Origin of the sequence: Bacteroides sp. 1001302B_160321_D4, assembly GCF_015667765.1 — a bacterium.
In the GTDB taxonomy this organism is placed as follows: Bacteria; Bacteroidota; Bacteroidia; order Bacteroidales; family Bacteroidaceae; genus Bacteroides; species Bacteroides xylanisolvens.
In genome coordinates this window covers 23,819-50,761 of record NZ_JADPLO010000009.1, presented here as the reverse complement: position 1 = coordinate 50,761, position 26,943 = coordinate 23,819, and the positions used below count along the sequence as shown (strand labels likewise).

General features: G+C 44.4%; 19 protein-coding genes and 3 pseudogenes. 18 read left to right on the top strand and 4 right to left on the bottom strand.

Going from position 1 to position 26,943, the window contains the following annotated elements:
* Window positions 1-18 precede the first annotated feature (18 nt).
* Both KFO40_RS05600 and KFO40_RS05595 read left to right on the top strand, forming a co-directional pair.
* On the top strand, window positions 19-1,308 hold the full coding sequence (locus KFO40_RS05600) for an IPT/TIG domain-containing protein (protein ID WP_004322902.1): 1,290 nt from the start codon (window positions 19-21) through the stop codon (window positions 1,306-1,308).
* Window positions 1,309-1,352: 44 nt separating this feature from the next.
* Window positions 1,353-2,129 carry a hypothetical protein gene (locus KFO40_RS05595; RefSeq protein WP_004322903.1) on the top strand — a complete coding sequence of 259 codons (777 nt, stop codon included), beginning with the start codon at window positions 1,353-1,355 and terminating at the stop codon, window positions 2,127-2,129.
* A gap of 64 nt (window positions 2,130-2,193) precedes the next feature.
* On the opposite strand, the gene KFO40_RS05590 is transcribed toward KFO40_RS05595, so the two are convergent.
* Window positions 2,194-3,156 (bottom strand): polysaccharide lyase, encoded by a 963-nt coding sequence (locus KFO40_RS05590; RefSeq protein WP_225450084.1) that lies wholly within the window; start codon window positions 3,154-3,156, stop codon window positions 2,194-2,196.
* A gap of 218 nt (window positions 3,157-3,374) precedes the next feature.
* Between KFO40_RS05590 and KFO40_RS05585 the strand changes: the two are divergent.
* The 5 genes and pseudogenes from KFO40_RS05585 to KFO40_RS05575 all read left to right on the top strand — a co-directional run.
* Window positions 3,375-4,088, top strand: a pseudogene (locus KFO40_RS05585) (sulfatase-like hydrolase/transferase); the annotation flags it as partial.
* A pseudogene (locus KFO40_RS05580) lies at window positions 4,088-4,381 on the top strand (arginase family protein); the annotation flags it as partial. The pseudogenes KFO40_RS05585 and KFO40_RS05580, both read left to right, overlap by 1 nt.
* A 7-nt stretch (window positions 4,382-4,388) precedes the next feature.
* Entirely contained in the window at window positions 4,389-4,523 is a 135-nt protein-coding gene (locus tag KFO40_RS25815) for a hypothetical protein (protein ID WP_008023566.1), read from the top strand.
* Between the two features lie 93 nt (window positions 4,524-4,616).
* Window positions 4,617-4,840, top strand: a pseudogene (locus KFO40_RS25605) (AraC family transcriptional regulator); the annotation flags it as partial.
* A 135-nt stretch (window positions 4,841-4,975) separates the two neighbouring features.
* Window positions 4,976-5,935: a hypothetical protein gene (locus tag KFO40_RS05575; protein ID WP_211146170.1), complete on the top strand. Its 960-nt coding sequence runs from the start codon at window positions 4,976-4,978 to the stop codon at window positions 5,933-5,935.
* 411 nt (window positions 5,936-6,346) lie between these two features.
* Here KFO40_RS05575 and KFO40_RS05570 read toward each other — a convergent pair whose 3' ends face one another.
* Complete coding sequence (locus KFO40_RS05570; protein ID WP_008023561.1) at window positions 6,347-7,216, bottom strand: endonuclease/exonuclease/phosphatase family protein; 870 nt, start codon at window positions 7,214-7,216, stop codon at window positions 6,347-6,349.
* Between the two features lie 24 nt (window positions 7,217-7,240).
* On the bottom strand, window positions 7,241-11,221 hold the full coding sequence (locus KFO40_RS05565; RefSeq protein ID WP_008023559.1) for a hybrid sensor histidine kinase/response regulator transcription factor: 3,981 nt from the start codon (window positions 11,219-11,221) through the stop codon (window positions 7,241-7,243).
* Between the two features lie 156 nt (window positions 11,222-11,377).
* Here KFO40_RS05565 and KFO40_RS05560 point away from each other — a divergent pair, with 156 nt between their 5' ends.
* From KFO40_RS05560 to KFO40_RS05515, 10 genes are all read left to right on the top strand, one after another.
* Window positions 11,378-12,424 (top strand): glycoside hydrolase family 130 protein, encoded by a 1,047-nt coding sequence (locus KFO40_RS05560; protein WP_008023557.1) that lies wholly within the window; start codon window positions 11,378-11,380, stop codon window positions 12,422-12,424.
* Between the two features lie 18 nt (window positions 12,425-12,442).
* Entirely contained in the window at window positions 12,443-13,690 is a 1,248-nt protein-coding gene (locus tag KFO40_RS05555) for an MFS transporter (protein ID WP_008023556.1), read from the top strand.
* A 166-nt stretch (window positions 13,691-13,856) separates the two neighbouring features.
* Entirely contained in the window at window positions 13,857-15,017 is a 1,161-nt protein-coding gene (locus tag KFO40_RS05550; RefSeq protein ID WP_008023554.1) for a glycoside hydrolase family 130 protein, read from the top strand.
* An 8-nt stretch (window positions 15,018-15,025) separates the two neighbouring features.
* Complete coding sequence (locus KFO40_RS05545; RefSeq protein WP_151923076.1) at window positions 15,026-18,193, top strand: SusC/RagA family TonB-linked outer membrane protein; 3,168 nt, start codon at window positions 15,026-15,028, stop codon at window positions 18,191-18,193.
* Window positions 18,194-18,207: 14 nt separating this feature from the next.
* A complete protein-coding gene (locus tag KFO40_RS05540) occupies window positions 18,208-20,148 on the top strand; it encodes a RagB/SusD family nutrient uptake outer membrane protein (RefSeq protein ID WP_022275416.1) in 1,941 nt (646 codons plus the stop codon).
* A 27-nt stretch (window positions 20,149-20,175) separates the two neighbouring features.
* Entirely contained in the window at window positions 20,176-20,904 is a 729-nt protein-coding gene (locus tag KFO40_RS05535) for a DUF3823 domain-containing protein (protein WP_022275417.1), read from the top strand.
* A gap of 21 nt (window positions 20,905-20,925) precedes the next feature.
* Complete coding sequence (locus KFO40_RS05530) at window positions 20,926-21,759, top strand: endonuclease/exonuclease/phosphatase family protein (RefSeq protein WP_087318224.1); 834 nt, start codon at window positions 20,926-20,928, stop codon at window positions 21,757-21,759.
* A 17-nt stretch (window positions 21,760-21,776) separates the two neighbouring features.
* Window positions 21,777-23,156, top strand: a complete 1,380-nt coding sequence (locus KFO40_RS05525; RefSeq protein ID WP_022275419.1) for an SMP-30/gluconolactonase/LRE family protein — start codon at window positions 21,777-21,779, stop codon at window positions 23,154-23,156.
* A gap of 61 nt (window positions 23,157-23,217) precedes the next feature.
* Entirely contained in the window at window positions 23,218-24,012 is a 795-nt protein-coding gene (locus tag KFO40_RS05520) for an endonuclease/exonuclease/phosphatase family protein (RefSeq protein ID WP_022275420.1), read from the top strand.
* A 354-nt stretch (window positions 24,013-24,366) separates the two neighbouring features.
* The gene (locus tag KFO40_RS05515) at window positions 24,367-24,933 is read left to right on the top strand and encodes a DUF4372 domain-containing protein (protein ID WP_008023543.1); all 567 of its coding nucleotides are present in this window, start codon (window positions 24,367-24,369) and stop codon (window positions 24,931-24,933) included.
* A gap of 178 nt (window positions 24,934-25,111) precedes the next feature.
* Here the strand turns inward: KFO40_RS05515 and KFO40_RS05510 are convergent, their stop codons facing one another.
* Entirely contained in the window at window positions 25,112-25,813 is a 702-nt protein-coding gene (locus KFO40_RS05510) for an IS982 family transposase (protein ID WP_118195265.1), read from the bottom strand.
* A gap of 444 nt (window positions 25,814-26,257) precedes the next feature.
* On the opposite strand from KFO40_RS05510, the gene KFO40_RS05505 reads away from it, so the two are divergent.
* The coding region (locus tag KFO40_RS05505) for a sulfatase-like hydrolase/transferase (protein WP_211146178.1) at window positions 26,258-26,943 on the top strand (686 nt) is incomplete at its 3' end.

Sequence of the window (26,943 nt, the reverse complement as noted above, 5' to 3'; positions counted from 1 at the left end):
ACTAAATGAAAGGAAGATATGAAAAAGAGTATATTTATTATATTACCGCTGATACTTTGGGCATTTGCCGCATGTGATAACGATGATTCCGAATGGGATAGCGGTAACTTGGGAGTGAACTCCGTAGAAGGGACGTGGCAACGTGTAGGGGCTTATCCGAAAGTGCTTGCCATTTTTGGCAGCGACTATACATCAACTATACAGACATTCGATGTGGATGATAATCTTGTGACCGATTACCCGCAAGGAAAATACCGGGTGGCGGGAGATTCGTTGCTCGTCTATGAACGCGGATTCATCAACCGGTTTGAATTTGATAATGACGAATTGGTGATAACCTACGGCTACAACGCTTCGAGACAAACGACTTACAGATATACCCGGGTGGAACCGGCAGAGCCTGAAGAGCCCGGAGTACCGGAAGATCCGACGGTCACCTCAGAGGATTTTCCTGCCACGGTAACGGAGGGAGAGCTGATTACCATTACCGGTACGCAACTGACATCTATCGAAAAAGTTTTGTTTGGCGAGACGGAAGCGGAAGTCATAAGTCTGGAAAAAGAAACACTGATATTCAAAGTTCCGGTTTTTGAGACTACTGCTACGGTAGCTGTGAAACTGGTTTATGCGAATGGTGAAAAAGAGATAGAATTGTCTCCTGCTTGCCAGGTAACGGTAATGGCATGGCTGTCTTATCCTAATCTTAAACTGGGAGCACATCGTAATTCTACTTTCGGAAGTATGATGATTGCCGACAAGGGCGAAGTGGTAGCTGCTTGTATTCTGACTACCGAGCGAGAAAGAGAAGTAGACTTTGCTACCATCTGCAATAGCCCTATGGATTTTAATCTGCAAAGTCCCGAACGGCTTGGAAAGAATTTGAGAAACTGCTGGTGTGAGGGAAAAAGACTGGAAGGACTGACTTCTTCTTCTGAAGCTGAAGATGTTGAGAGACTCTTCCCAAACTATTACTCCAATAAGACCACATTCCTGATATTGTCGGAAACGGATGAAGCACAGAAAGCTATTATTGATAAAGTGAAGGATGGCAAGATGGTAGAATTATCTACGGATGCATTTGCCGGAATGGATATAAAAAGACGGGATATACGCACGTTTAAAAAGGATGAGACAACAAAAGACGAGTCTATTTTCGAAGTTGGAAGCGTGATCGCCTTCAAAACACCGCATAAGGGGGATAAGATTGGTATCATGCGCATTCTTTCAATCGGTGTGGATTTTACTCAGGACTCTGCCTGGAATAATGAGAATGCAACTATAACTTTTGATTTGTATTATCAGAAATGATCGTTTCAAGTTTTTATGAATATAATTATTAAAATAATAATGTGATGAAAAAAGTAGTATTATCAGTGGCAATCATGTCTTTTGCTCTGTTGGCAAATGCGCAAGTTCTGAAAAAGGATCTCCTGAAAGATTATAAACCAGGTGACCAACTGGAAAAAGCTGTTTATGGTGATAAGAAAGAGCCGATTCGTACCGATTCCTGGAATGGGGCGTTTTCCACTAATCCGCTGGAAGGAGTAGGAAGTCCGTTAGTAGGCAAGGCGCTTTCTTATAAAGGGTATCCGGAAGGAGGATTATCCATAGATATAGGCAACTTTCCGGCTGATATCAAAGGTAGTCGTTTTAGTGTTTATTCTCTTACGGATGTAAATAAGGAATATAGAAAGGGAACCTATTATCTGGCTTTTCTAGCCAACTTCTCCAAGTTGGGAGGTAGCAACTTTGCCGATTTTGTGGCTTTGGATATTAATTATACGGGAGGAGCCAATAGAGGGAAGGTGTTTGTTGCACGCGAAGGTAAGGATAAGATTAAGTTTGGAGTCTCTGTACGCAATATGCGTACAGAGGGAACAGAAACTTATGATTATGACAAAACCCACCTTTTGATATTGAAAGTCGATTACGACAAGAATCAGGCTTCCCTTTTTGTTAATCCGGAATTGAGTAAGAAGGAACCTAAAGCTACGCTTGTTGCCGACGGTGAAGAGAATGATTTGAAGAATGGGTTGAAAGGGATTTCATTCAGATATCGCAGAGGATATAAGGGCAGAGTCGGTAATTTCCGTTTTGCTGATAACTGGGCGACTGCAATTGGTAAATAGAAAATAGAAGATGAGGGAAGTTTGGGCTTCCCCATTTTCATCTAGTCATTTTAGCAGTTTTTTCTTAATCATGCGGTTGCGGATCAGGATTCGTGTTTTTCTCGTATACCTTGAAATCCGCCAGTAGAATATGTTCATCTTTGATTCCGTTGGTTGGACGGTCATTTTCATCCGTCAGGGTTTTGCCGAAACTACGGTATATGCCGAATTTATTGCGGATACTTATTGCTCCCTTCCTCCATAAATCTATGTCATCAAAGGAACGTTGAACAAGTCTTTTCCCGTCACTGAGTCGGCTTAAAGTGATACTAAACGAGCCATTGTGGGTATAGTGCATTTCAGTTTCTACCTGAATCCATTCATCTTCGAAATCTTCCAATGGGAGATTGTCTATTATAGTACCTTTCGTTGTTTCTTCGGTATCTCCGTTATGAATGATTTGTATACGGCGATTACTCCCGTTTCCGTTGCTTCGTGCAGTGATAGTAATTACGGGTGAACCGTTGTTGCCTTCCTGTGCCTTTAGTTGATGTAAATGAGTAAAACTGCCGGACGGACGGAAATCTTTAGGAATCTTGAACTTCCATTTTAGTTGTTGCCATTCATCCCAGTTGCCGTTTAACTTATACCAGGAAGGCGTGGTCTGTGTTTTCATCTCATTGCGTTGGCGGTCTATTAATTTGCCACGGTCTCCATCCAGTGCTTTTTCATTGGCATGAATGGAGAGTTTGAAAATGTATTGTCGAATAAACAAATCATAAATAACTTCTCCGTGCACTCCGTCCTTGTGGTCTAAGGAAGAGCTGTTGGGATGTTCGGAATAGTCCCAACCAATCTTTCGCATATATTGGTGTATTTGAGTGTAGCCGGCTTCTACTAATTCGGCGCTGCCTTGCATACTGCCCTGCAGAACGTAATTGTTGCTTGGGGGAGGAATCACCGGTTCATCAGTGTCCGTATTTTCTGTTTGCGAGCAACTGCATAAAGGGATCAGGAGAGTAACTGTGAAAATTAATAGGTTTTTCATTGTAGATGGTGTCTTTTTGGAATTATTAATTGGATATTTAATGATAACCAAAGGTAGGTGTTTCTGTAGAAACCGGCTTTTTATATTTGCCCAAATATTTGTAATAATCTTCCAAGGAATCGTTGCAGGATGTACATGACTCCCCATTATTAAACATTTGTTCTATATAAATAAACAAGTGGTGGCTAAATTTGCATCGTTATTAACTGCATACTATTATGAAAAACTTAATCTATCTTGTTCCAACATTATCTTTAGTCAGCTGTACCTCTCAGCAAGTGGAAGAAAAGCCGAATGTGATTGTGATTCTTGCCGATGATTTGGGCTTTGGCGATGTCAGTGCTTATGGCTCGACTACGATTCATACTCCGAATATCGATAGCTTGGCTCATGGAGGAGTCTGCTTCACGAACGGATATGCTACTTCGGCAACGTCCACTCCCAGTCGTTATGCGTTGATGACCGGTATGTATCCGTGGAAAAATAAAGAAGCAAAAATTCTGCCGGGAGACGCTCCTCTCATTATCAATGAAAATCAGTTCACCTTGCCGAAGATGATGCAGCAATGCGGTTATGCGACGGGAGCTATCGGAAAGTGGCATTTGGGAATGGGAGACGGAAATGTCAATTGGAATGAAACCGTGAAACCGGGTGCAAAAGAAATCGGTTTCGACTATTCTTGCCTGATTGCAGCAACCAATGACCGTGTCCCGACCGTTTACGTGGAAAACGGCGATGTAGTAGGACTCGATCCGGCCGATCCCATCGAAGTGAGTTACGAGCATAATTTTGAAGGCGAACCGACTGCCATTTCTCATCCGGAGATGCTGAAAATGCAGTGGGCACACGGACACAATAACTCTATAGTAAACGGAATTCCCCGTATCGGATATATGAAAGGCGGTCAGAAAGCCCGTTGGAAAGACGAGGAAAACACTTGACGTCGGAAGATGTCCGTGAGAATAGCAATGCAATACGTGATTGGCTGAAATCGTGCGGAGCGTCCAAAGTCGTCGTACATTTCGATATGGACGTGCTCGACCCTGCCGAAATCATAGCTGCTGTCGGTGTTGTTCCCAGCGGAATGAAAATATCGGAAGTCGTGAGGGTAATAAACGACATCGCTACGGAAAAAGAGATTGTCGGTTTGACCGTTGCTGAACCGATGCCGCGTATTGCGATTCGCATCAAAGAGATGTTACACCAACTACCCTTATTGAAATAATCCGAGTATGAAAGTTTTATTGGTCAATGGAAGTACGCATCCCCAAGGAGGAACTTGGCAAGATCTGAGTGTGGTAGAGGAAGCTCTGCATGAAAAGGGAATCGAAACAGAATGGTTCTGGATTGGCAACAAATCAGTATGAGGTTGTATTGACTGTCGGAAATGTGCCGAAACATACCGTTGTGCATTTTCCGACGACGTATGCAACAAGCTGATAGAATCTATTTTGAAATCCGATGGCTCCATGAACTTGAAATTGCAGGAGGGGCTGCTTGCGTTGCTGCATATCGACAAGCGGTTTGCTCCGGCGCTCTTCGATTTCAACGAACCGTAGAAGATAGATATCATGGAGTTTATGAACGAGAATTAGTGGATGTCTATGCCGAAGTGGGTTTCAAGAATCCATCGCACTTTTCGACCGCTTTCAAGAAACAATACGGCATACTGATACTTCTTTAATCCTAGAATATGAGGAATCAATCGATGTAACTTAGAATGTCGTAATTCCTTTCCGATAGAAGAATTTAACCTTTTCATCCTCTCATTAATCAAATAAAAGAAGTATATTTGCTTAATTATTAAACTATAAGCAATATGACTATCATCGCCAATCCCATTTACGACGCTGTCTTCAAATTCTTAATGGAAGACAAGAAAGTCGCCAAGATATTTCTTTCCGCATTGCTCAAAAAGGATATTATAGACCTTGAAATGCGCCGCCACGAGTATACTTCCATGGAACATACTCGCATCTCACTCTTTCGTATAGATTTTTCAGCAAAGATTCGTGAGAATGACGGTGCAGAACACCTTGTCCTTATCGAACTGCAAAAGACTTGGCTCATTACTGAAACCTTGTGCTTCCGACAGTATCTGGGCACGCAGTATCTTAATAAGGAGAACATTATCGAAGAAAAGAATGAGCATGGACAAAGGCGTACATATGGTTTGCCCATCATTTCTATCTACATTCTGGGACACCCCTTGGGTAACCTGACCGAGCCGGTGGTTTACGTGCACCGCCGCTATCTGGATTATGACGACAATCCTCTTCCTTCTCCCGACCCCTTCATAGAGAGTCTGACTCATGACAGCATCATCGTGCAGATTCCTTTCCTCACCGGACGAACTCGTAACCGTCTTGAACGTCTGCTGAGTGTATTTGACCAAGAATATCGGCAGGCTGATAGCGAACACTATCTGGAAATTAACGATGAGCATCTTGACGATGAAGTGAAGTGTGTTGTTCATCGGCTGCTGAAGGCTGCCGCTGCACCCAACGTGCGGCGTGCCATGGAGATAGAAGACGAAATTCTTTCTGAAATAGAGGACAGGGATACGACAATTATGATGAAGAATAAGGAAATTGAGCAGAAAGAGCAGTTGATTGAGCAGAAAGAACAAGTGATTGAACAGAAAGAACAAGTGATTGAACAGAAAGAACAAGTGATTCGTTCAATGATTAAGATGCTCTGTAAAAATGGGACATCGATTGAAGAGATATCCAAACAATTGTCAATGCCAGTGGAGTTAATCAAACAATACATTGATTAATATATTATGCTTCTCTGATAAAGATATAAACACTATAAAAATAGCAGCAAGCTACTCTTACAAACATGAGTAACTTGCTGCTATTTTTTCTGTTATTGTGCTATTACATTTTCGCTTTTCTTTGGCATATAAACCAGCTCGCTTTTTTATCTAAAATGTAAATACATATCGCGCTACGACCATGTAAAGATAAGAGATTATTGAATCAATAACCGTCCAGTTCTTTTTTTCATTTAATTGCTTGATTTTCTTTTTTCAGGTATAACCGTTTCGAGAATATTTTTTGTATGCTCATGCATTTATTTATGCAGTTTATTTTCCGGTTCGTTACTTTTTAACCGGCTATTTCCTTGTAGAATATTAAAAATAGAACATTAACAGGCTTATATTATCATTTCGAATTCAGTTTGCTCACTTGGTATATTTCAATACTGCCTTCACGGGAAAATGGTCTGAAGGAATGCGTGCTTCATACATTCCGGTGGCTTCATTTTTAATCCGGTAAGTATCTGTCAGCACTCCGTACTTTTCAACAATAAAGTTTTTGGTAACGAAGATATGGTCGATACGGTTGGGAGTATATGTGTTCGGATTCCATCCTGCACATGTTCCATTAGTTGCATATCTCAGTTGCGCGACCTCATAAGAGTCTGATAATATTCCGGATTCATGAAGTACTTGATAACTTTCGCTGGTCTGGTCTACATTGAAATCTCCGGTGAGTATGACGGGGTCTTTGCCACACATCTCTTTAATCTTGCTGATAACCAGCTTGGCACTTTCGCGACGTGCCACTACTCCGATATGGTCCATGTGCAGGTTAAAGAACCAGAATCTGAACTTGCCTGTAATATCCTTGAATTCTCCCCATGTACAGATGCGGGTATAGGCTGCATCCCATCCTTTATTCGGCTTCGAGGTATCTTCCGATAACCAAAAATTCCCGGATTTGAGTAACTTGAATTTATCCTTCCGGTAGAAGATAGGCGCATATTCCCCTTTCGTTTTCCCGTCATCCCGTCCTACGCCTATATAACTGTATTGCGGCAAGGCATTCAACATATCTTCCAGTTGGTTATGTTTCACTTCCTGCGCTCCGAATATATCGAAGTCATGAAAGGTGATTAACTGGGTGAGTACCGGGCAACGCTGTTCCCAGCCGTTTCCGGCTTTGGCATCGTTCGGGTTACTGTTTCGTACATTGTAAGAAGCGACATTCAGTTGCTGCGCATTCAGTATTGACACACCGCAGAGCGCCAATACAATAAAAAGTTTTCTCATTGTTTCTTTATTGTTAGATGGTTATTAAGTATCCTTTTCTTCTGTCTGTCCGCTCCTGTATTCTTTGGGAGAAGTGTTGTATAACTTGGCAAACTCCCGGTAGAAATAAGACTTGTTTGAGAAGCCCGATTTATACATAATCTCGGTAACGGTAAGCTTGGTAGTCTTTAATAGGCCTGCTGCATATTCCAGGCGGATGGTACGGACAAATTCGCTTGGTGTCTTTTCCGTCAATTCTTTGAGTTTACGGTACAATCCCGCTTTGCTTACTCCTATAAAGTCTGCGAGAGAATCCGGATTCATGGATTCGTCGTCAATATTATCTTCGATGAATTTGATAATCTTGTCCAGTAACAGCTCATCCTCTTTATGCATGGTGATTCCATCCCTTACGATGAGAGAGGAACGGCTGGATTTGAAATACTCTTTCATCAGAGAGTATTTATTAATCATATTCTCTACCGCGCTCAATACATGCCTCGGGTGGAAAGGTTTGGGGATATATAAGTCTGTTCCATGTTTGTAAGCGTTAATCTGGTCTTCGATGGAGTTCTTGGCGGAGATATGGATAATCGGAATGTGGGCAGTCCGCTCGTTGGCTTTCAATATATCCGTCAGAGTGATGCCGTCCAGCCTGGGCATCAATACATCGCTGATAATAATATCCGGCTGTTTCTGTTCGATTTCTTTCAGCGCCTCTTCCCCATCGGCTGCTTCCCGAACCTGGTAGTAAGGAAGCAGGATATCTTTCAGAAGTTCGCGGATATTCTTTTCATCTTCTACAATCAATATACTAATTTCCTTTTGTTTTGGGACAAAAAGCATTTCACCGGCTTCTGCCTCTTCTTCTGCCGGCTGACTTTCTTTTCCGGAATTCACGTGCATGGACGGTAGAGACACATTGAATTCTACATACTCTCCCAATACACTTCCTACTGTGATTTCTCCGCCCAATAACTCCGTCAAGCTCTTGGTCAGATTCAGGCCGACTCCGGTGCTTCCCGCATGTTTCAGGTTACTGCTTTCGAAAATCTTGAACCGGCTGAATATCTCACTCATTTGTTTCTCTGTCAGTCCCTTGCCCGAGTTGCGGATTCGGAAATGCAATGTCCCGTCAGCGACATTCCCCCGTATTTCAGCACGGATATATCCGCCGGACGGCGTATATTTGAAGGCGTTGGAAAGCAAATTGAATATTATTTTTTCCAGTGCATTCCGGTCTGTTGTAAAGGATGATACCTCTTTGCTTTTGAAGCTGAAGTCTATCTTGTTTTCTTCGGCAATTTCGGTATAGTTGTCCGATACATAGTCGACGAGCAACTGAATATCCACTTTTTCAGCATAGATAGCTGTATGTCCCGCTTCTGCTTTCCGGAACTCCATCAGTTCGTTGATAAGCTTCTGCATCCGGTCGGCATTGTTCTTGATGATGTAGATATATCTTTTTGTATAACTGTCGAGGTCTGCCTTTTCCAACAAGTGCTGTGCCGGGCCGTATATCAGTGTCAACGGAGTGAAAAACTCGTGTGCCACATTCGTGAAGAAGTTCAACTTCGATTCATGGATACGTTGCTGATTCTGTTTCTCGATATGTTCCAGTAGAATCTGACGGTTCAGCCGGATTCGATTCTTGATGACGGATTGCGTGATATAGATAGCAATGGCAATCAGGATAAAATAAATAATAAAAGCTGTAGTACTGAGCCACCAGGGGTAAGCGATGTCCAAATTGAGGGAATAGATTTCGTTGCTCCATACCCGGTCGCCATTGGTGCATTTTACTTCCAGTTTATATTTTCCCGGCGGCAGTTTGGTGATAACGATATTCGGGTTATTCTCATTGTAAATCCATTCGTCGGCAAAGTCGATAATGCGGTAGCTGAACTCACAATTCTCATTGTTGATAAAATCATGTGCGGCAAATCCCAAAGTAATATAAGGCTCGTCATAGTCCAATCGGAGTGTATGGTTACGGATACGTTCGTAGATATTCTGGCTTGTATTGTTTATCTTCAGGCTGTTCAGGCTTAATGATGCGATATGTTCCCGTAAGCGTATCTTGTTCTCGTCGAAATAGTTCAACCCGCTGACTCCGCCGAAATACAGCCATCCGGCTTTGTCCTTAAAAATAGCCCCATCAGAAAATTCGTCGTTTTGCAGCCCGTTTCTTGAGGAATAATTGGTAATTTTTCCCGAGGGCAAGTCGATAAAGGAGATACCTTGATTGGTGCTTGCCCAAATATTCCCGTTCTCATCTTTCAGGATGCCGTGAATCGTATTATTGGGCAATCCGTTATTGTCCGTATATTCGGTGATGGAAGGCGGTGTGGCTGTCGGGAACAACCGGTTAAGACCATAACTGGTACCTATCCAGATACTGGCAGAATCTCCTTTAGTCAGATAAATCACGTCATTGTTAGTCAGGGACAAACCGGGGTCTATCTCATTCATCTGCCGGAAACGTTCGGACGCGATATCGAACTTATTAATTCCGCCCCCTCGCGTGCCTAGCCAAAGTTCATTCTCATCGTATCCGGCAATAACCGAATAAATAATATTATTGCTTGGCGAAGAAGGGCCGGGAGATTTATATTGTTTCATGTCCGTTACTCTATAACTTTTTCCTTCCCTTTGCAGGCTCAGCTTGATAAGTCCGTAGCCGGAAGTTCCCAACCATAAAAGTGAATCATTATGGGTGAAAAGGATACTGTAAACTGCCCTGAAAGCTGGAAATTCAGCGGGAATACCCAGTTTTTTCACCTGGTTGCCATTGAGTGGAATATAATTGATACCCGCCCCTTCGGTTCCGATGAATATATCCCCGGACATATTTTTGCGGATAGTATAAACGGAGTTGGAGATTAACCCGTTGCCTGTTGAAAGATAGGGGTTGACTCCCCGTTCCTGCTTGTCGAGCAGCAGGATACCTTCTCCTTTTGTTCCTACGAGTATATTGCCATTGTCTTCCTCACAAAAACAGCGGACAGGATAATTCGTTTTTACGGTATGGAAAGGCGAACTGTGTTCATAGACTTCCAATATCCCTTGTCCGTCCGTACCTACCCAAAGGATATTCTGCGAGCCGATATAAATAGTGAAAATGGAAGCTTTCTCCGGCAATTGGAGTAATTCCGTTGAAGTCCCATTTTCAAGATTATATCTGATGCATCCCCCCTCGATAAAGCTGATAAGGAGATATTCACCGTGGCAGATAGCTTGTGATACGGTTTTGTTCTCCGGAATATTTATACTGTCCAATATACGGTTATCTTGTGAAACAGTCAGCGTCCTGTCATCGTTAATGATGAGGCAGTCCTGGGAAAGATAAATATTGGAAACGGGGGCACAGTGCCTGATTTCTTCTTTGAACGAGAGTTCGGGACAGGAGTTGCGGACAGTCAGTTGATAATGCAATAATTGTCCATGTCCTGTGAGAAAGAATATCCGGTCTTTGGAATCAATGACGAAGTTCCTGATGTCATCGGGCAGGTCATTCTTCAAGGAAACAAACTCCTGTTTCCGGTCATCGAAACAGAATAGACCCTGCTCTTTCACATAACAGATAATATGCTTGCCGGAAGTGATATCCAGCAGAAATGACTTCTCCTGTTTCGGCGGATTATTCTGTGTACCTAAATAATAAGGAGTAAACTGTTGGGTAGAACGTTTCCACCGGTTCACCCCATAGTCCGTAGATACCCACAGGATAGAGTCGCTCTGCTCGATAATCTGCCAGATGACATTATTACTGATAGACCCTGCATCCTTTTTATTATAAGAATAGGTTTTGAAGCTACGACCGTTATATGCATTTAATCCGTCCCATGTCCCTACCCAAAGCGTATGTTCCGAATCTTCGAGGAAACAATTCACCGAATTATTGGATAATCCATCCGCATTGGAAATCTGTTTTACTACATTCTGCGAATGTAATAAAACAGGCATCAGGCATGAATAAATAAGGATGCAGATGTAACGGAAATATGAGTGTTTTCGTAGAATCATGTCGCAAAGATAGAGAGGAAAAATAAGAAAACAAAGATAAAAATATGCTGTACAACACGTGTATACCCTTTTGAGAATATAGTACACTCTTCCCGTCGCTGCGTGGGGTAGCTTTGCCACGAGAAATAAAAACAACACCTATTTAATGATTAGAAAATGGATATTGCAAAACGATTTCATCAGAACCCATTATTGAAACCATCTGATTTACAACCGGGAATAGAAGGTATGGAAATCACCTGTTTCCTGAATCCCGGCGTATTCCGCTTCGACGGAAAAACCTGGTTATTACTGCGGGTAGCCGAACGCCCCGTACAGAAACAGGGAGTGATTAGTTTCCCCGTATATAATAAGGAAGGGAAGATAGAAGTGCTTTCTTTCGACGAAAATGACCCGGAACTGGACGCTTCCGACCCTCGTGTGATAGGATATGCGGGACAGAATTATCTGACTACCATGTCTTATCTCCGGTTGGTATCGAGCGAGGACGGCATCCATTTTAAGGAAGAACCGGATTATCCGCCTATTTTCGGCAAAGGGGCATTAGAGGCTTTCGGCATCGAGGACTGCCGGGTGGCGACTACAGCCGACGGCTATTACCTGACGTTTACCGAAGTCTCTTCCGTTGCCGTCGGTGTAGGGCTGATTCATACCCGTGACTGGAAGAATTACACTCGTCACGGCATGATTTTTCCCCCTCATAATAAAGACTGTGCCTTGTTTGAAGAGAAGATAAACGGCAAATATTTCGCCTTGCATCGCCCGAGCAGTCCCGAACTGGGCGGCAACTATATCTGGCTTGCCGAATCACCCGACCGGTTGCACTGGGGTAACCACCGTTGCGTTGCGACCACTCGTCCCGATAGCTGGGACTGTGCCCGTGTGGGTGCGGGCGCCGCGCCTATCCGTACAGAGGAAGGCTGGCTGGAGATTTATCATGGTGCAGACTATCAGAACCGCTATTGCCTGGGAGCCCTTCTGCTTGATTTGAACGACCCCTCAAAGGTAATTGCCCGAAGCAAAGCTCCTATAATGGAACCGACTGCTCCCTACGAGCAGACCGGATTTTTCGGGAATGTGGTCTTCACGAACGGGCATCTGGTAGAAGGGGATAAGGTGACTGTTTACTACGGTGCGAGTGATGAAGTAATCTGCGGAGCGGAGTTCTCCATCGGGGAAATCCTTCGTTCATTAAAGTCATGACATATATTAAGGTAAGAAATGAATAAATTGAAAAGAGAATATCAATTCTTCAAGCAGCAGACTTCCAATGTACGTGTACTGTTGATGACTAACCTGCTCTATGCGTTCGTGCTTCCTGTGGTGGAGATATTTGTAGGTGCTTATGTGATGCGTCACACGAGCGAGCCTGTTTCCGTAGCTTTCTATCAACTTTTTATGTATATCGGCATCATTGCGACCTCTTTTGTCAACGGCTTCCTGTTGCGGCATGTCAGCGTGAAAGTACTGTATGCAGGCGGGATATTAGTTAGCGGGCTGTCGATGTTTGCCATGATGCTGGTGAAGTCATTGGGCTTTGTAGAGTTAGGCATAGCAGGTTTTGTTCTCGGAGCCGCATCGGGTTTCTTTTGGACCAACCGCTATCTATTGACTCTCAACAACACGACCGATAATAGCCGGAACTACTTTTTCGGACTGGAATCTTTCTTTTTCTCCATCACTTCGATAACTGTTCCTTTATTGATTGGCGCATTCATCAGCCAGATAGACGGCAAAGAAATCATGGGATGCCTGATTGATATAAATGGTGCCTATCGTTTGGTCACAGTCGGAGTCATAGTCGTGACCCTGTTTGCCGTAGCTGTCTTGTGGCGTGGTAAGTTTGCCAATCCGATACAGAAGAACTTTCTGTACTTCCGGTTCTGTACACTGTGGAAGAAAATGCTGTTGCTGGCTTCCCTGAAAGGAATGGTACAGGGATTCCTAGTGACTGCCCCCGCCATCCTGATTCTGAAACTGGTCGGTGATGAAGGGACATTAGGCTTGATACAGGGAATCAGCGGTACGCTGACGGCTATACTGGTCTATGTACTGGGGCGTATTGCCAAACCCGAAGACCGCCCGAAGATATTTATTGCCGGGTTACTCGTCTTTTTTATCGGTACTCTGTTCAACGGGGTCTTGTTTTCAGCCACCGGAGTGATTATCTTTGTCCTCTGTAAGGTAATCTTTCAGCCCTTGTTTGACTTGCCTTACTATCCCATTATGATGCAAACCATCGACGCAGTAGTTAAAATCGAGAAAAGAAATGAATACACTTATATTTTAAGCCACGAATTCGGACTATTCCTGGGGCGTGCTTTCGGGCTCATCCTTTTTATGGCGCTTGCCTTTGCCATATCACAGGATTTTGCATTGAAGTACGCATTGATACTGGTAGGAGCCTTGCAGTTGATAGCCTACCCGTTGGCCCGGAACATCATCAAACAGAACCAAACGGTTCGTTAATATTTCAAAACCATTAAGCTGCCATTGCAAACGGATGAATTATTATGTTGTACAGCACCTATATACCCTTTTGAGAATATAGTACACTCTATTTTTTGCGGGGTACGATAGTTTTGCTGGCAGAAAAACGATGAACGACCGATTGGGAAAACTAAAAAAACGACGTATGATAAAACTAAAATCTGTAATCTATTTAATCAGTATGATGACACTAGCCGGATGCTCCGGACAAAAACAGGCATCCGTAGCTGTCGAAGAACAGAGCGGACAATGGATACTCGGCCCTTTTGTCCGCCCGGAAGGGGTGAACCCGGTGATTTCCCCGCAACCGACTACTTTCCAATGCCCGATGCGCAAGCAGCCGGTAAGATGGGAAGAGAGTGACACTTTCAATCCGGCGGCAACCGTCAAGGACGGGAAGATTGTGGTACTCTACCGTGCGGAAGACAACTCGGCGCAAGGCATCGGAAAGAGGACATCCCGCATCGGCTATGCGGAAAGTACGGACGGAGTGACGATGAGCCAAGCGGACGCACCGGTACTCTTTCCTTCCGAAGACGATTTTAAAGAAATAGAATGGGAAGGTGGTTGCGAAGACCCGCGTGTGGCAATGACGGAAGACGGATTGTACGTCATGCTTTATACAGCCTGGAACCGCAATCTTCCCCGCTTGGCGGTGGCTACTTCCAGAGACTTGAAAAACTGGACGAAACACGGACTCGCTTTTGCGAAAGCATACAACGGGCGTTTTGCCAATATAGCAAGCAAATCGGCTTCTATTGTCACCGGAGTGAAAGACGGCAGACTGGTCATTGAGAAAGTGGCTGGCAAATACTTTATGTATTGGGGGGAGAATGCGGTATGTGCCGCAACTTCCGATAACCTGACCGACTGGGCTCCGGTACTGAACGAAAACAACGAACTAAGGGAGATAGCCAAACCCCGCAGCGGGTATTTCGACAGCCGCCTGACTGAGTGCGGGCCACCGGCTATCAAAACCGTGAACGGTATTGTATTATTATACAATGGCAAGAACGGATACAAGGAAGAAAGGGACCCGGCATACCCCGCAGGCGCTTATTGTGCAGGGCAGTTCCTGTTTGACGCCAACGACCCTTATAAAGTACTCGACCGCTTGGATAAACCTTTCTTTGTGCCCGAAGCCGCTTTCGAGAAGAGCGGTCAGTACAAGGACGGAACAGTGTTTATCGAAGGATTGGCTTACTTTAAAAACAAATTATATCTCTATTATGGCTGTGCCGATTCGCAGGTTGCAGTAGCGATATGTGATGATAATATAGATTCGAAACTTAAAACACATAATTAATTTAATCTATGAAACATGTTTGTAAAATGAACACGGTTGTCTTAAAGTCGTTCAACGACCGGCTGAAGATAGCTACTGTTTCAGCTTTAATGGCAGGGACTTTCCTGTGCGTGCCGTTTACGGTATATGCGGAAAGCCCTTCGGTATCGGGTATCGAACAGACTGTTCGGAATATCACGGTGAAAGGTGTGGTTGTTGATGCCGGCGGAGAACCGGTTATCGGAGCTTCGGTGCAACTGAAAGGTGCTGCCGGTGTGGGGACGATTACCGATGTGGACGGTAAGTTTACCTTGCCGGTTCCCGCTAATGGAGTGTTACAGATTTCCTATATAGGATATAAAACAACAGAAGTGCGGGTGAACGGGCAAGCTGGACTGAAAGTAACTTTGCAGGAAGATACCGAGACGCTGGACGAGGTAGTGGTGGTAGGTTACGGTATTCAGAAAAAGGCTTCCGTGACCGGTTCGGTAGCTGCCATCTCTTCGGATAAGTTGATGGAAGTAAAAGCTCCCAGTGTGACGAATATGCTCGCCGGACGTTTGCCGGGTTTACGTGCCGTACAGCGTAGCGGAAGCCCCGGTGATGATGGAGCTTCCGTCGATATTCGCGGATATGGAAGCATGCTGGTGATTGTAGACGGTATCGAGCGTGATTATACGCAGCTCGACCCGAATGATATCGAATCCATCTCTATCCTGAAAGATGCCGCCGCAGCTGTTTACGGTTTTAAAGGTTCAAACGGTGTTCTGCTGGTTACTACCAAGAAAGGGACGGAACAGAAGGTAAAGATAGAATATAACGGCTATGTAGGTTTTCAGAAAGTGACCCGCTATCCGGAGATGATGAATGCTTATGAGTACGCTTCTCTTTACAATGAAGCGATTCACAATGCCAACCCGTGGCGCGGAGCTTCCGCTTATTCACAAGAACAACTGGAAGCCTACCGGAACGGTACGGCAGGTACGGACTGGTGGAGTGAGACGATGCGTAGCACCGCTCCCCAGACTTCACACAACTTGAGCCTGACAGGCGGTACGGAGAAAGTGAAATATTACATGTCTATCGGATATATGGACCAGGGCGGTATTATCCGTTCGGGCGACTGGAATTACCAACGTTACAACGTCCGTTCCAACCTGAGCGTGGAAGTGGCTAAGGGACTGAACGTGGAACTGCGTTTGAGCGGACGCTTCGACAACCGCAAAAAGCCTTACAATGGTGACAACCTGTTCCGTTCGGCACAAATGGCCATCCCGACTTATTCCATGTATGCCAATGACAACCCGGATTATTGGGGAGCCGTAGGAGATATGGCGAACCCCGTGCATGTTTCCGATTCGGACGACAGTGGTTATGAAGACCGCCTGCGTCGTGAATTTAACAGCTCGTTGGCTATCACCTGGCAACTTCCCTGGGTGAAAGGACTGATGGCGAAAGCATTGGTTGCCTACGACTATACGAACAAGGAATGGAAAACGTGGCGGAAAGACCTCTCGGAATATACGTATGATTATGCGAATGAAGAGTATATAGAGAAAGTGGTTAACACCGCGCATCTGGAATCGAAGCTGGAAAACTATGACAAACCGACCTATCAGTTCTCTATGAACTACAACAATACGTTTGCTAAAAAGCATAATATCGGTGCCATGCTCGTATGGGAAATGTATAATGACAAGAAGAACTGGGTGACCGGGACACGTGATTTTGCTATCGGGCTGATTCCTGACCTGGACTATGGGGATAAAACGAATCAGGAAGCTTCCGGCAAGACACAGGAAACGGCTCACGCCGGCTTGGTGGGACGTCTGAACTATGATTTCTCTAACCGTTATCTGGTGGAATTCAATTTCCGCTATGACGGAACCTATAAATTCCGTGCAGGTAATCGTTGGGGATTCTTTCCGGGTGTTTCATTGGGATGGCGTGTTTCCGAAGAGGCTTTTTTCAAGAAACTGTTACCCGATATGGATAACCTGAAAATCCGTGCTTCGTACGCCAAAGTGGGCGATGAAGGAGATTTCGACGCGTTCCAGTATCTGGATGGATATACGTCTCACGGAAGCTATATCATGGGCAGCAACGGAGTGACTTCGGGCATGACTACGGTAGGTATGGCAAACCCGTGGCTGACTTGGTATGAATCGAAGATTATGAACATCGGCTTTGAGGCGTCTTACCACAGGGGACTGATTTCTGTGGAGTTCGACTGGTTCCGCAGAAACCGTTCCGGTCTGCCTGCCACCCGTGTAGGCTCATTGCCTACTATCTTCGGTGAATCAATGCCGCAGGAGAACCTGAATTCTGATATTAACACCGGATTCGAGATTGTAGTCGGGCATAAAAACCGGATTGGTAATTTTAATTATAATGTGTCGGCCAACTTCTCTACTACCCGGATTAAGTATGATTATGTGGAGCGGGCGGCTTCCACCAATATGTATGACGATTGGCGTAATAACACCAACGGGCGTTACAAGGATATCCGTTGGGGAAAGAAAGTAATCGGGCAGTTTACTTCTTTCGAGGAAATTTTGAACTCACCGGTTCAGGATAAGGACGGTAACCGTTCGCTGATGCCGGGTGATTTGAAATTCGAAGACTACAATGGTGACGGTATTATTGATGATAACGATACGCAACCACTCGGACACGGTGCCACACCCCGTATGTACTACGGGCTGAATATGTCCGGAGAATACAAAGGATTCGACCTGACTGTCTTCTTCCAGGGAGCTGCCGGACACGATATTTATGTTAGCGGGGATATTCTCGACCCGTTTATCCAGCAAGGTTTAGGTAATGGGCTGGCTATCATGACCGACCGCTGGCACCGGGAAGACCCGACCGACCCTTATAGCAAATGGATTCCGGGATATATGCCTGCCGCACGCGTGGCAGGTGTCGCCGATAACCGTTCCGGTAACTCGTGGTCATTGCACAACGCAAATTACCTGCGCCTGAAAACTCTGGAACTGGGATACACGCTTCCTAAAGTCTTGACAAAAAAGGCGGCTATCGACCGGGTGCGTTTCTATATCAACTGCAACAATCTGCTGACTTTCACCAAGCGTGACGGACTGATGAAGAACGTCGACCCCGAAAGCAATTCCAGCGGAATACGCTATTATCCGCAGATGAAGACGTATAACTTTGGCGTAAATGTAACCTTCTAAAACCAGTAAAGACAATGAATAGGAATTATCTGAAATATATATTGATAGGCGGGGTGTCCATCTTCGTATGGACGGGATGCGATGATTATCTGAACCGTGAGAGTACCAGCGGTGTCAACACACCGGATTTGATTTGGCAAAATCCGAAAGCAATCACAGCCGTATTGGCGGATATGTATGACTCGGGACTGAAACTGGATGAGTTTGACGACTGGTATGGAAGCAAGAAGGCGAACCTGGCGAATCAGACCAGCCTCTCGGATGAGGCTACCGCCAGTTATCAGAAGGAGAGCGCATTCGACAAGTCGAACTCTACTTATTCTTATGGCGACTATGTATTCAACGACGACATGGTGACCCGCTACAAGCAAATCCGCATTGTAAACAACTTCCTGCTGAATATTGAGAAAACTTCCGTATTGAGTGAGGATGAGAAAGAAGAACTCGGAGCAGAAGCCCGTTTTATCCGTGCTATGCAGTACTTCGGACTGGTGAAGCGTTATGGGGGCGTTCCTTTGCAGACTGTTCCGAAAGAATATACCGCAGGAAATACGGAAGCTCTTTACCAGGCTCGTGATACGGAAGCCGCGACCTATGATTTCATTATCAATGAATGTAAGGCTATCTATGAATCATTGCCGGAAGTACGCAGCAGTGATGCCAAATACCGCGCAAATCGTGGAACGGTGCTTGCCTTGTGGTCACGTGCCGCACTGTATGCCGGTACTATCGCCAAGTATTCCAAAACGCTGACTCTCACAGGCGAGGCTGTTTCCAAAGGATATGTGTATATTCCCGAGACAGAAGCGGAACGTTACTTTGACGAATGTTATACTGCTTCATCGAAGATTCTGGATGAAATGGTTCCCCGTGTGTATAGCTTGTATAAATCGACCGGTACGGAAGCGGAAGAGCTGGCGCAGAACTTTTACAATCTCTTTTCCAAAGCAGTGAATGGGGATAACGGAGAATATATTTTCCAGAAACAGTATAATGTGGCTGCCGGTAAAGGACATATGTGGGATAAACTGAATGTTCCTTTCTCTTATCGTGGCGACGGTTGGGGATGCGGCATGTCTCCGGTACTGGAAATGGTAGAGGAATTTGAATATATTGACGGTACGGAAGGGAAGCTGAAGATGAAAGACAGCAGTGGAAAAGCTATCAGCTATGATAGCCCGTATGATATCTTTAAGAATAAAGACCCTCGTTTATTAGGTTCGGTTTACCTGCCCGGTGCTGATTATAAAGGATACGGTGGCGGAAAAATCGAATGGATACGCGGTGTCATCAACGGACAGGATGGGATAGGAACCAAGTATGAAGCTTCCGCCCAACCGGATAAGGAGAACAAGGTCGTAATAGACGGACAGACTTATAATACTTCGGGAAAAGACGGTGGCTCGTTAAGTGTAGGCGACGCCAGCAAGACGGGTTTCTATCAGCGTAAATTCCTGGATGAAAGTCTGACGGACTATACGAACATCGACGCAAAACGTTCTTCTACTCCCTGGGTGGTTTTCCGTCTGGCAGAAATCTATCTGAATCGTGCAGAGGCTTGCATGGAACTGAACCGGCATCTGGACGTGGCTTTGAAGGATATCAATGAGATTCGCGGCAGGGCAGGTATCAAACTATTGACTGCAGGTAACCTGACGCTGGATAAAGTGCGCCATGAACGGAAAGTGGAACTTGCTTTTGAGAAGCATCGTTACTGGGATTTGAAACGTTGGCGCCTGGCTCATCTCGATGTAAGCAAAGGTGGTTTGACCAATTTCCGCGGCACGGCTCTCTGTCCGTATTACAATGTTAAGAGCGGCAAGTACACCTTTGAAACCGGTGTGCCCGAAAAGAGAAAGCGTCTTTTCCTTGAAAAGAACTACTATACGGTGTTCCGTGCCGAGGACTTGAGTACGAATCCGTTGATGGTACAGAATCCGGGTTACGGTAATTGATACATCCAATTTTAAAGAAGAAACGATATGAATAAAATAGTAAACATAGGATTGACTGCATTATTCGCCTGTTTCGTGGCGGCATGCGAAAATGACATCGATAATTATGATGCACCGAACGGTGGCGTGTATGGCACTATCTATGATAAGGAAACGAATGAACCGGTTCCTATGCCTGTGCCGGGAAGTAGCGGTGTGATGATGAGTTTGTACGAGCAGAATACGGGGGCTACCGCCTCTGTTGATTTCCGTGCTCGCCAGGATGGAACGTTCGAGCATACGAAGGTGTTCAATGGCAGCTATCGTATTCAGGCAAAGGATGGTCCTTTTGTCGGGGTATGTGAAGGGTATGTCACCGTGAACGGACAAACGCAGGTTGATTTGTACACAATCCCGTTCTCGCGTATCAGCCTTGATGTGGCTGTATCGGCTGATAATAAGCTGACACTGACCTATGATGCGAAAACATCGAACGAGACATTGCAACTGACGGATGTTTCCGTGATATGGAATTATGCTCCGGGAGTGGATGTGAACAATGCAAACCATGCCACCCTCTCTTCACTGGGGACAAAGGCCAGTGGCACGCACGTCATCGACCTGATGAGTGATACTGAATTTATAGAGAATCATTATAAGATTGTTTCCAACAAGAACAGGGTGTATGTACGTGTTGCGGCTACGGTGACAGCAGAAAGCAAATCGTATGTGAATTACAGCCGGGTAGTGGAAGTAATTGTGAATGATATAAGATAAACGATAAAAAAGAAGGTAACAATGAAACATAAATTCTATTTATTACTGCTACTGTTGGCGGGCGGTTTGTTTGCCGGTTGCAGTTCGGATGATGACGGTGTGACCCCGCCGGACGAAAAGGACGGGGTATTGGTAAAAGTCATGTCTTACAATATATATAGCGGGCAGAAAGCTTATTCCGGGAAAAAGGGAATGGAAGCGATTGCCCAAGTGATTAAAAAGATAAATCCGGACTTGGCAGGTTTGCAGGAGTTTGAGACGAAGACTAACAAGGTGGGGAAAGCGGATATTATCGCCCTGATGAAAGAAGTGACCGGAATGCCTTATGCTTTCTTTGTCAAAACCCGCGATGTGGATGGTGGTGAATATGGAAACCTAATTCTCTCGAAATATCCGATAAGTGATGAAGTGAATTATGATTTGCCGAGAATAGAGACAGTGGAAGATGTCCACCCGCGTTCGATGGGAGTAGTGAAAACAGAAAAAGATGGAAAGGGTTTCTATTTCGGAGTGACGCACCTGTCTCATGTGGGCAACGAAACTAACCGTATCAACCAGACTACAACGATTATCGAAAAGACAAAGGGCTTGGATGAGCCAATGATATTGACTGGTGATTTCAATGCTTTAGCCGACTCCGGCCCGATGAAGATATTGTATGAACGTTTTGAAATCGGTTGCCTGAACGGGAACTATGGACTGACAACGGGAACGCCCGTTCCGGTGAAAGCGATTGATTTCGTATTGTACACTCCGGATGAAGGAATGTCTCCGAAAGCCTATGATGTGTATTATGATGCTTATGTAGAATCAGACCACTTTCCGGTGGTAGCTACGTTCAGTATAAACGATTAACCTAAAAAGACAGAAACATGAAAACATTGATACTTCATTTGAAACGGTTTTCTATCTATTCTCTGATGTTTGCGTCAATCGGCTTTGTCGCATGCGAGGATGAGAACCGGCAGGATATGACGCCTGAAATCGGAGAAGGAGAGGCTACTCCCAAAATCACTATGTACACGCCGACAGCCGGCGGAAAGTCTACAAGCCTGACTTTATACGGTACGCATTTCGGCACGGATTTGGATAATATCCGCGTGACAGTCAACGGGGTGGACGCCGAAGTGACGGGTGCGTTGGGGAATATTATTACTGCCAATGTACAGAGAGGTTCCGGCTCCGGTCCGGTGAAAGTGTATATCGGTCAGGGAGAAGCTGCGCAAGAACTGACATATAAAACGGAGTTTGAGTATTCTCAGTCTCCTATCGTAAGTACTTATATCGGCAGTTATGTTCCTTCCGAAAAAACGGAGAAGAAAGAGGGGACCCTCATGGAAGCGGGTCTTTGGAAACCGGGTTCTATCGCTTTCGACAAGGAAGGTGCTTTGTATATCGTGGAAGATGATGACCGTGATATCCGTATCGCGAAAAACAATCAGGTCGCTACTTTCTTACGCGGAGATGGAACCGGTGGAACTGTATTCAGGATGATGAATATCGCTTTCTCATCGGATGGCAATACTTTATTCTTGTCCAATGATGCCAACGCTTCGGGCAATGCGCATATTGCAACAATGCCATGGAGCAATGATACGCATCAGTATGATGCTGCTAATCTGTCTGCAATATGGTCAGTCACTCCCTCTTTGGAAAATGGAGTTACTAATGTAGGTGTGCATCCTGTCACGGGAGAGGTTTTCTCCGTAGCTCATGGAAATGCCATGATTTACAAATATGACCCGGAGCAGAATACGATGGTGGCAACCGGTGTGCAACTTCCCGACGCAGCAGGTAAAAATGCGTCGAAAGTGAAAATCCGCTGTATTCTTTTTGACAAGGCAGGAACTACCGTGTATATGAGTTCACAGAATAAACATGTGATTTATAAAGGGGATTACGACATGTCGAAAGGCGAGTTTTCTAATCTCCATATTTGGGTAGGGCAGTACGATACAAAAGGTTTTACAGAAGGTCAGGGAAATGAAGCCAAACTGGAAGAGCCTTGCCAGATGGATTTGGATGAAGAGGGAAATATTTATGTAGCAGTCCGTAAAAAACATCGTATAGCGAAAATTACCCCTGACGGCATGTTGACAAATTACACAGGTACAGGTCTTTCCGGTACGACTGACGGCACGTTGGATAAAGCGCAATTCAACCATCCGGAAGGTCTGCAGTTCGGTCCGGACGGAGCGTTGTATATTTCAGATTATTGGAATCATAAGATTCGTAAGATAGAAAAGGATTAATTTTGTATCAGGTAGGAAAGATTGTTTTTCAGGATAACATTCACTTATTAATTGGTTGTATATGAATTTTAGAATATGCATTTCATTGTTTCTATTGTGTTGTTTGTTACAACCTTCAACGGCACAGAAACCCGTGACGAAACCGAAAGAGGTCACAGTAAAAGCCATGACTTACAACACGTATAGCGGTCGTAAACAAGGAATTGATAAGATTGCCGAAGTCATTAAGAAAGAGAACCCGGATATCGTTTCACTTCAGGAAATAGAAAGAAACACGGAGATTAACCCTTGGGATACTCCGAAGAAACTGTCGGAACTGACGGGAATGAAATATTATTATTTTGCCCATGCGCTCGATATTCCGACTGGCGGAGATTACGGAAATGTGATTCTTTCCAAATATCCGGTTTCCGAGGAAAAGAGTTTTAAGTTGAGTGTACTGAAAGAAGGTGATTATGTCCGTTCTTTCGGTTATGTGAAAGTTGTGAAGGAAGGTAAGGAATTCTATTTCGCTACGACACATCTGGACCATAAATACGAAGATGCTGCCCGTCTGAAACAGGTTGATGAAATTCTTGCGTGCGTGGAGCACCTGGATAAACCTGTTATCTTGGGGGGAGATTTGAATTCCCGCCGTGGTTCTGCTACCATGGCTGCTTTTCAAAAGTATTTCACCGTAAATTGTTTGAGTGATGGTGCTCCATGGACAGTACCCGTTCCAAGTCCGGCTTACGCATGTGACTGGTTGATTTATGCGCCAAACGAGGCTTTTACGGTGAAGGCGTATAATGTTTGTTATTGGGCGGATAAGGAATCAGACCATTATCCGGTAGTGGCTACTTATCTTATCAAATAAGATTAATAGCAAGTTTGCTACCAATTAGTCTTCCGTATGCATAAAACTAACTCTTCAATCGAATAAATTTATTCGTCTGACTATAGTTGAACTTTCGTCTGACTACTGTTGACTTTTCGTCTAACTATAGTCAGACGAAAGAATAACTATAGTCAGACGATTAATTTTATATATAAACGAAATTAGTTGTATGCAAGAGACTGGATAGTTTCTCGCATACAACTAATTAAATCTATTCTTTTATATTGCTGTCCGATAAAACTTTTTAAGCGCAGACCAAATTAGGGCTGGCACCTATTGCAGGAGTCAGCCCTTTGTGGTTATTTTGAAGTCGCTAAACTAAAATGAATAACCATGGGTAAAAGTACACATTTTCTCGGACAGCCGTTATATGGTCAGGTAATAAAATTGCTTGATAAGGCAGAAATTCTTGAAATCAGCCGTAAAAACGGCGGAGAACGTTACATTAAGCGCTTTGATGCCTGGACACATTTGATGACAATGCTTTATGCTGTGATAATGCGTCACGACTCACTGCGTGAGATATCCGTGTCCATGCTGTCTGAAGCCCGGAAACTGGCGCACCTTGGTGTCTCGATGATGCCGACACGCAGTACACTTTCCGATGCCAATGCCCGACGTCCGGAAGTTATCGTCAACATATACCGTCAACGCTGGGAAATAGAACTGCTCTTCAAACAAATCAAACAGAACTTCCCCCTACGATATTTCTATGGAGAGAGCAGGAATGCCATCAAAATCCAGATTTGGGTAACGCTTATCGCAAACCTTCTTCTGATGGTTATACAAAGTCGGCTGAGTAGGAACTGGAGTTTTTCGGGGCTTACAACAATGGTGAGACTGACATTGATGTATTATGTTGACTTATACAGCTTACTGAACCAGCCCGAAAGGGACTGACAGATGCTGCTTGAACAGCCTGCCAAAGATCCTCCTATGCCGTCATTGTTCGAATGAGGGGGCTTGGATTTCTGAAAAAGTAGGCTTAACCGCATTATATCAGCAGTGGAGCCATACTTTCATATCTTTACTAAGTTTTATCGGACAGCAATAATAAAATAACGTGAGTTCGACGAAATCAAAACAAAGCAAGCTGTGTATCTAATGTACGTTGCACATTGATACACGTTTTTTTGGGAAACATGCAGTACGCAGCAATAGCCCCCAGAATGTTGACGATGAAATTGTCAAAACTCCTATGCCTGGAATGCTCCACCTGTGCGATGTTTTTCAATTCATCGTTTACCGTCTCTATAATAGCCCGTTTCCGAAGAAGCAGTCTGTCCGACACGCTCATCAAAGCGCCTTTCATATTGCTTTTCAGTTTAGTGATAAGTTGTATGCCATCGACAAACAAGCGTTGGAAAAGATTCTTGCTGATATATCCTTTGTCCGCAACCAGCTTACCATAGATAAAATCGATAAATGCCTTGTATTCCAACGGTTTCCTGTCATCCACATCACCCGGAGTTATCATGAAGTTTAGCAGTTCGCCTTTTTCATTACAAATTAGATGCAGTTTGAAACCGAAGAACCATCCCATGGAACACTTACCCCTTTGGGCTATACCCTTGAATACTTTATGGACATGTATCCTTTGATTCCTGCATACCCTCAGAGGAGTGCTGTCCACGAAACTGATGCCTGTGCATTTTCCCAGCAACACTTTCTTGATGAATAGCGCCAAAGGGACAGCCACTTCTTTTTCAAGTTCCACAAAACGGTTGTATGATACAACCAGCGGGAAGAGATGGCGCATATGCTTACAGACTTTTTCCAGTTATTTAAGTAACTTTGCTTCAATCTGCACTTTTTTCCATTCCAATAGTATAACAACTTAAAGTTTAATGTAAATTCGAGATGAAACAAAAAAGCATATTCTCATTTTCGGGACGCGCTTCACAAGTTTTGTGGCAGTATATACGGCAACTTCTGAGGAAGTATTAATCTGCAAGTCTTCCAACCTCGCTAATTCGCGGCGAATGGCTTCATCATTCTGTAACTGAATAATTTTGCCTACAAATAAGTCTTCGGCATAAAATCTGCACCGATTCCTTTAATTTTGTGCGAATTGGGTTTTCCACCTTCATTACGAAAGTTAGTACTAAACTACTGTTCTCAGGAAAAGTTATAGGTTGAACATTACTCCCAATTATTAAACATTTGTTCTACACAAATAAATTAGCACTAGCTAAATTTGCACTGTTATTAACTACATAATATTATGAAAAAGATAATCTATCTAGTTCCTACGTTGTCTTTAGTAGGTTGTATCTCACAGCACGTAGAAGAAAAGCCGAATGTGATTGTGATTCTTGCCGATGATTTGGGCTTTGGCGATGTCAGCGCTTATGGCTCTACTACGATTCATACTCCGAATATCGACAGTCTGGCTCATGGCGGAGTTTGTTTCACGAACGGATATGCCACTTCGGCAACTTCCACTCCCAGCCGTTATGCTTTGATGACCGGAATGTATCCGTGGAAAAATAAGGATGCAAAAATCCTGCCGGGAGATGCTCCTCTTATCATTAATGAAAATCAGTTTACTTTGCCGAAGATGATGCAGCAATGCGGTTATGTGACCGGAGCTATCGGAAAGTGGCATTTGGGGATGGGAGACGGCAATGTCAACTGGAACGAAACCGTCAAACCGGGTGCCAAAGAAATCGGTTTCGACTACTCTTGCCTGATTGCAGCAACCAACGACCGTGTCCCGACGGTTTACGTGGAAAACGGCGATGTAGTAGGACTCGATCCGGCCGACCCTATCGAAGTGAGTTACGAGCATAATTTTGAGGGGGAACCGACTGCCATCTCTCATCCGGAGATGCTGAAAATGCAGTGGGCACACGGACACAATAACTCTATAGTAAACGGAATTCCCCGTATCGGATATATGAAAGGCGG

Excerpts from the sequence above, each read along its gene's own strand:
- KFO40_RS05550 (WP_008023554.1), top strand. The coding sequence starts at position 13,857 with ATGATAAAACTAAAATCTGTAATCTATTTAATCAGTATGATGACACTA.
- KFO40_RS05525 (WP_022275419.1), top strand. The coding sequence starts at position 21,777 with ATGAAAACATTGATACTTCATTTGAAACGGTTTTCTATCTATTCTCTG.
- KFO40_RS05540 (WP_022275416.1), top strand. The coding sequence starts at position 18,208 with ATGAATAGGAATTATCTGAAATATATATTGATAGGCGGGGTGTCCATC.
- KFO40_RS05565 (WP_008023559.1), bottom strand. The coding sequence starts at position 11,221 with ATGATTCTACGAAAACACTCATATTTCCGTTACATCTGCATCCTTATT.
- KFO40_RS05530 (WP_087318224.1), top strand. The coding sequence starts at position 20,926 with ATGAAACATAAATTCTATTTATTACTGCTACTGTTGGCGGGCGGTTTG.
- KFO40_RS05515 (WP_008023543.1), top strand. The coding sequence starts at position 24,367 with ATGGGTAAAAGTACACATTTTCTCGGACAGCCGTTATATGGTCAGGTA.
- KFO40_RS05520 (WP_022275420.1), top strand. The coding sequence starts at position 23,218 with ATGAATTTTAGAATATGCATTTCATTGTTTCTATTGTGTTGTTTGTTA.
- KFO40_RS25815 (WP_008023566.1), top strand. The coding sequence starts at position 4,389 with ATGAAAGTTTTATTGGTCAATGGAAGTACGCATCCCCAAGGAGGAACT.
- KFO40_RS05535 (WP_022275417.1), top strand. The coding sequence starts at position 20,176 with ATGAATAAAATAGTAAACATAGGATTGACTGCATTATTCGCCTGTTTC.
- KFO40_RS05555 (WP_008023556.1), top strand. The coding sequence starts at position 12,443 with ATGAATAAATTGAAAAGAGAATATCAATTCTTCAAGCAGCAGACTTCC.
- KFO40_RS05545 (WP_151923076.1), top strand. The coding sequence starts at position 15,026 with ATGAAACATGTTTGTAAAATGAACACGGTTGTCTTAAAGTCGTTCAAC.
- KFO40_RS05560 (WP_008023557.1), top strand. The coding sequence starts at position 11,378 with ATGGATATTGCAAAACGATTTCATCAGAACCCATTATTGAAACCATCT.
- KFO40_RS05600 (WP_004322902.1), top strand. The coding sequence starts at position 19 with ATGAAAAAGAGTATATTTATTATATTACCGCTGATACTTTGGGCATTT.
- KFO40_RS05590 (WP_225450084.1), bottom strand. The coding sequence starts at position 3,156 with ATGAAAAACCTATTAATTTTCACAGTTACTCTCCTGATCCCTTTATGC.
- KFO40_RS05595 (WP_004322903.1), top strand. The coding sequence starts at position 1,353 with ATGAAAAAAGTAGTATTATCAGTGGCAATCATGTCTTTTGCTCTGTTG.
- KFO40_RS05575 (WP_211146170.1), top strand. The coding sequence starts at position 4,976 with ATGACTATCATCGCCAATCCCATTTACGACGCTGTCTTCAAATTCTTA.
- KFO40_RS05570 (WP_008023561.1), bottom strand. The coding sequence starts at position 7,216 with ATGAGAAAACTTTTTATTGTATTGGCGCTCTGCGGTGTGTCAATACTG.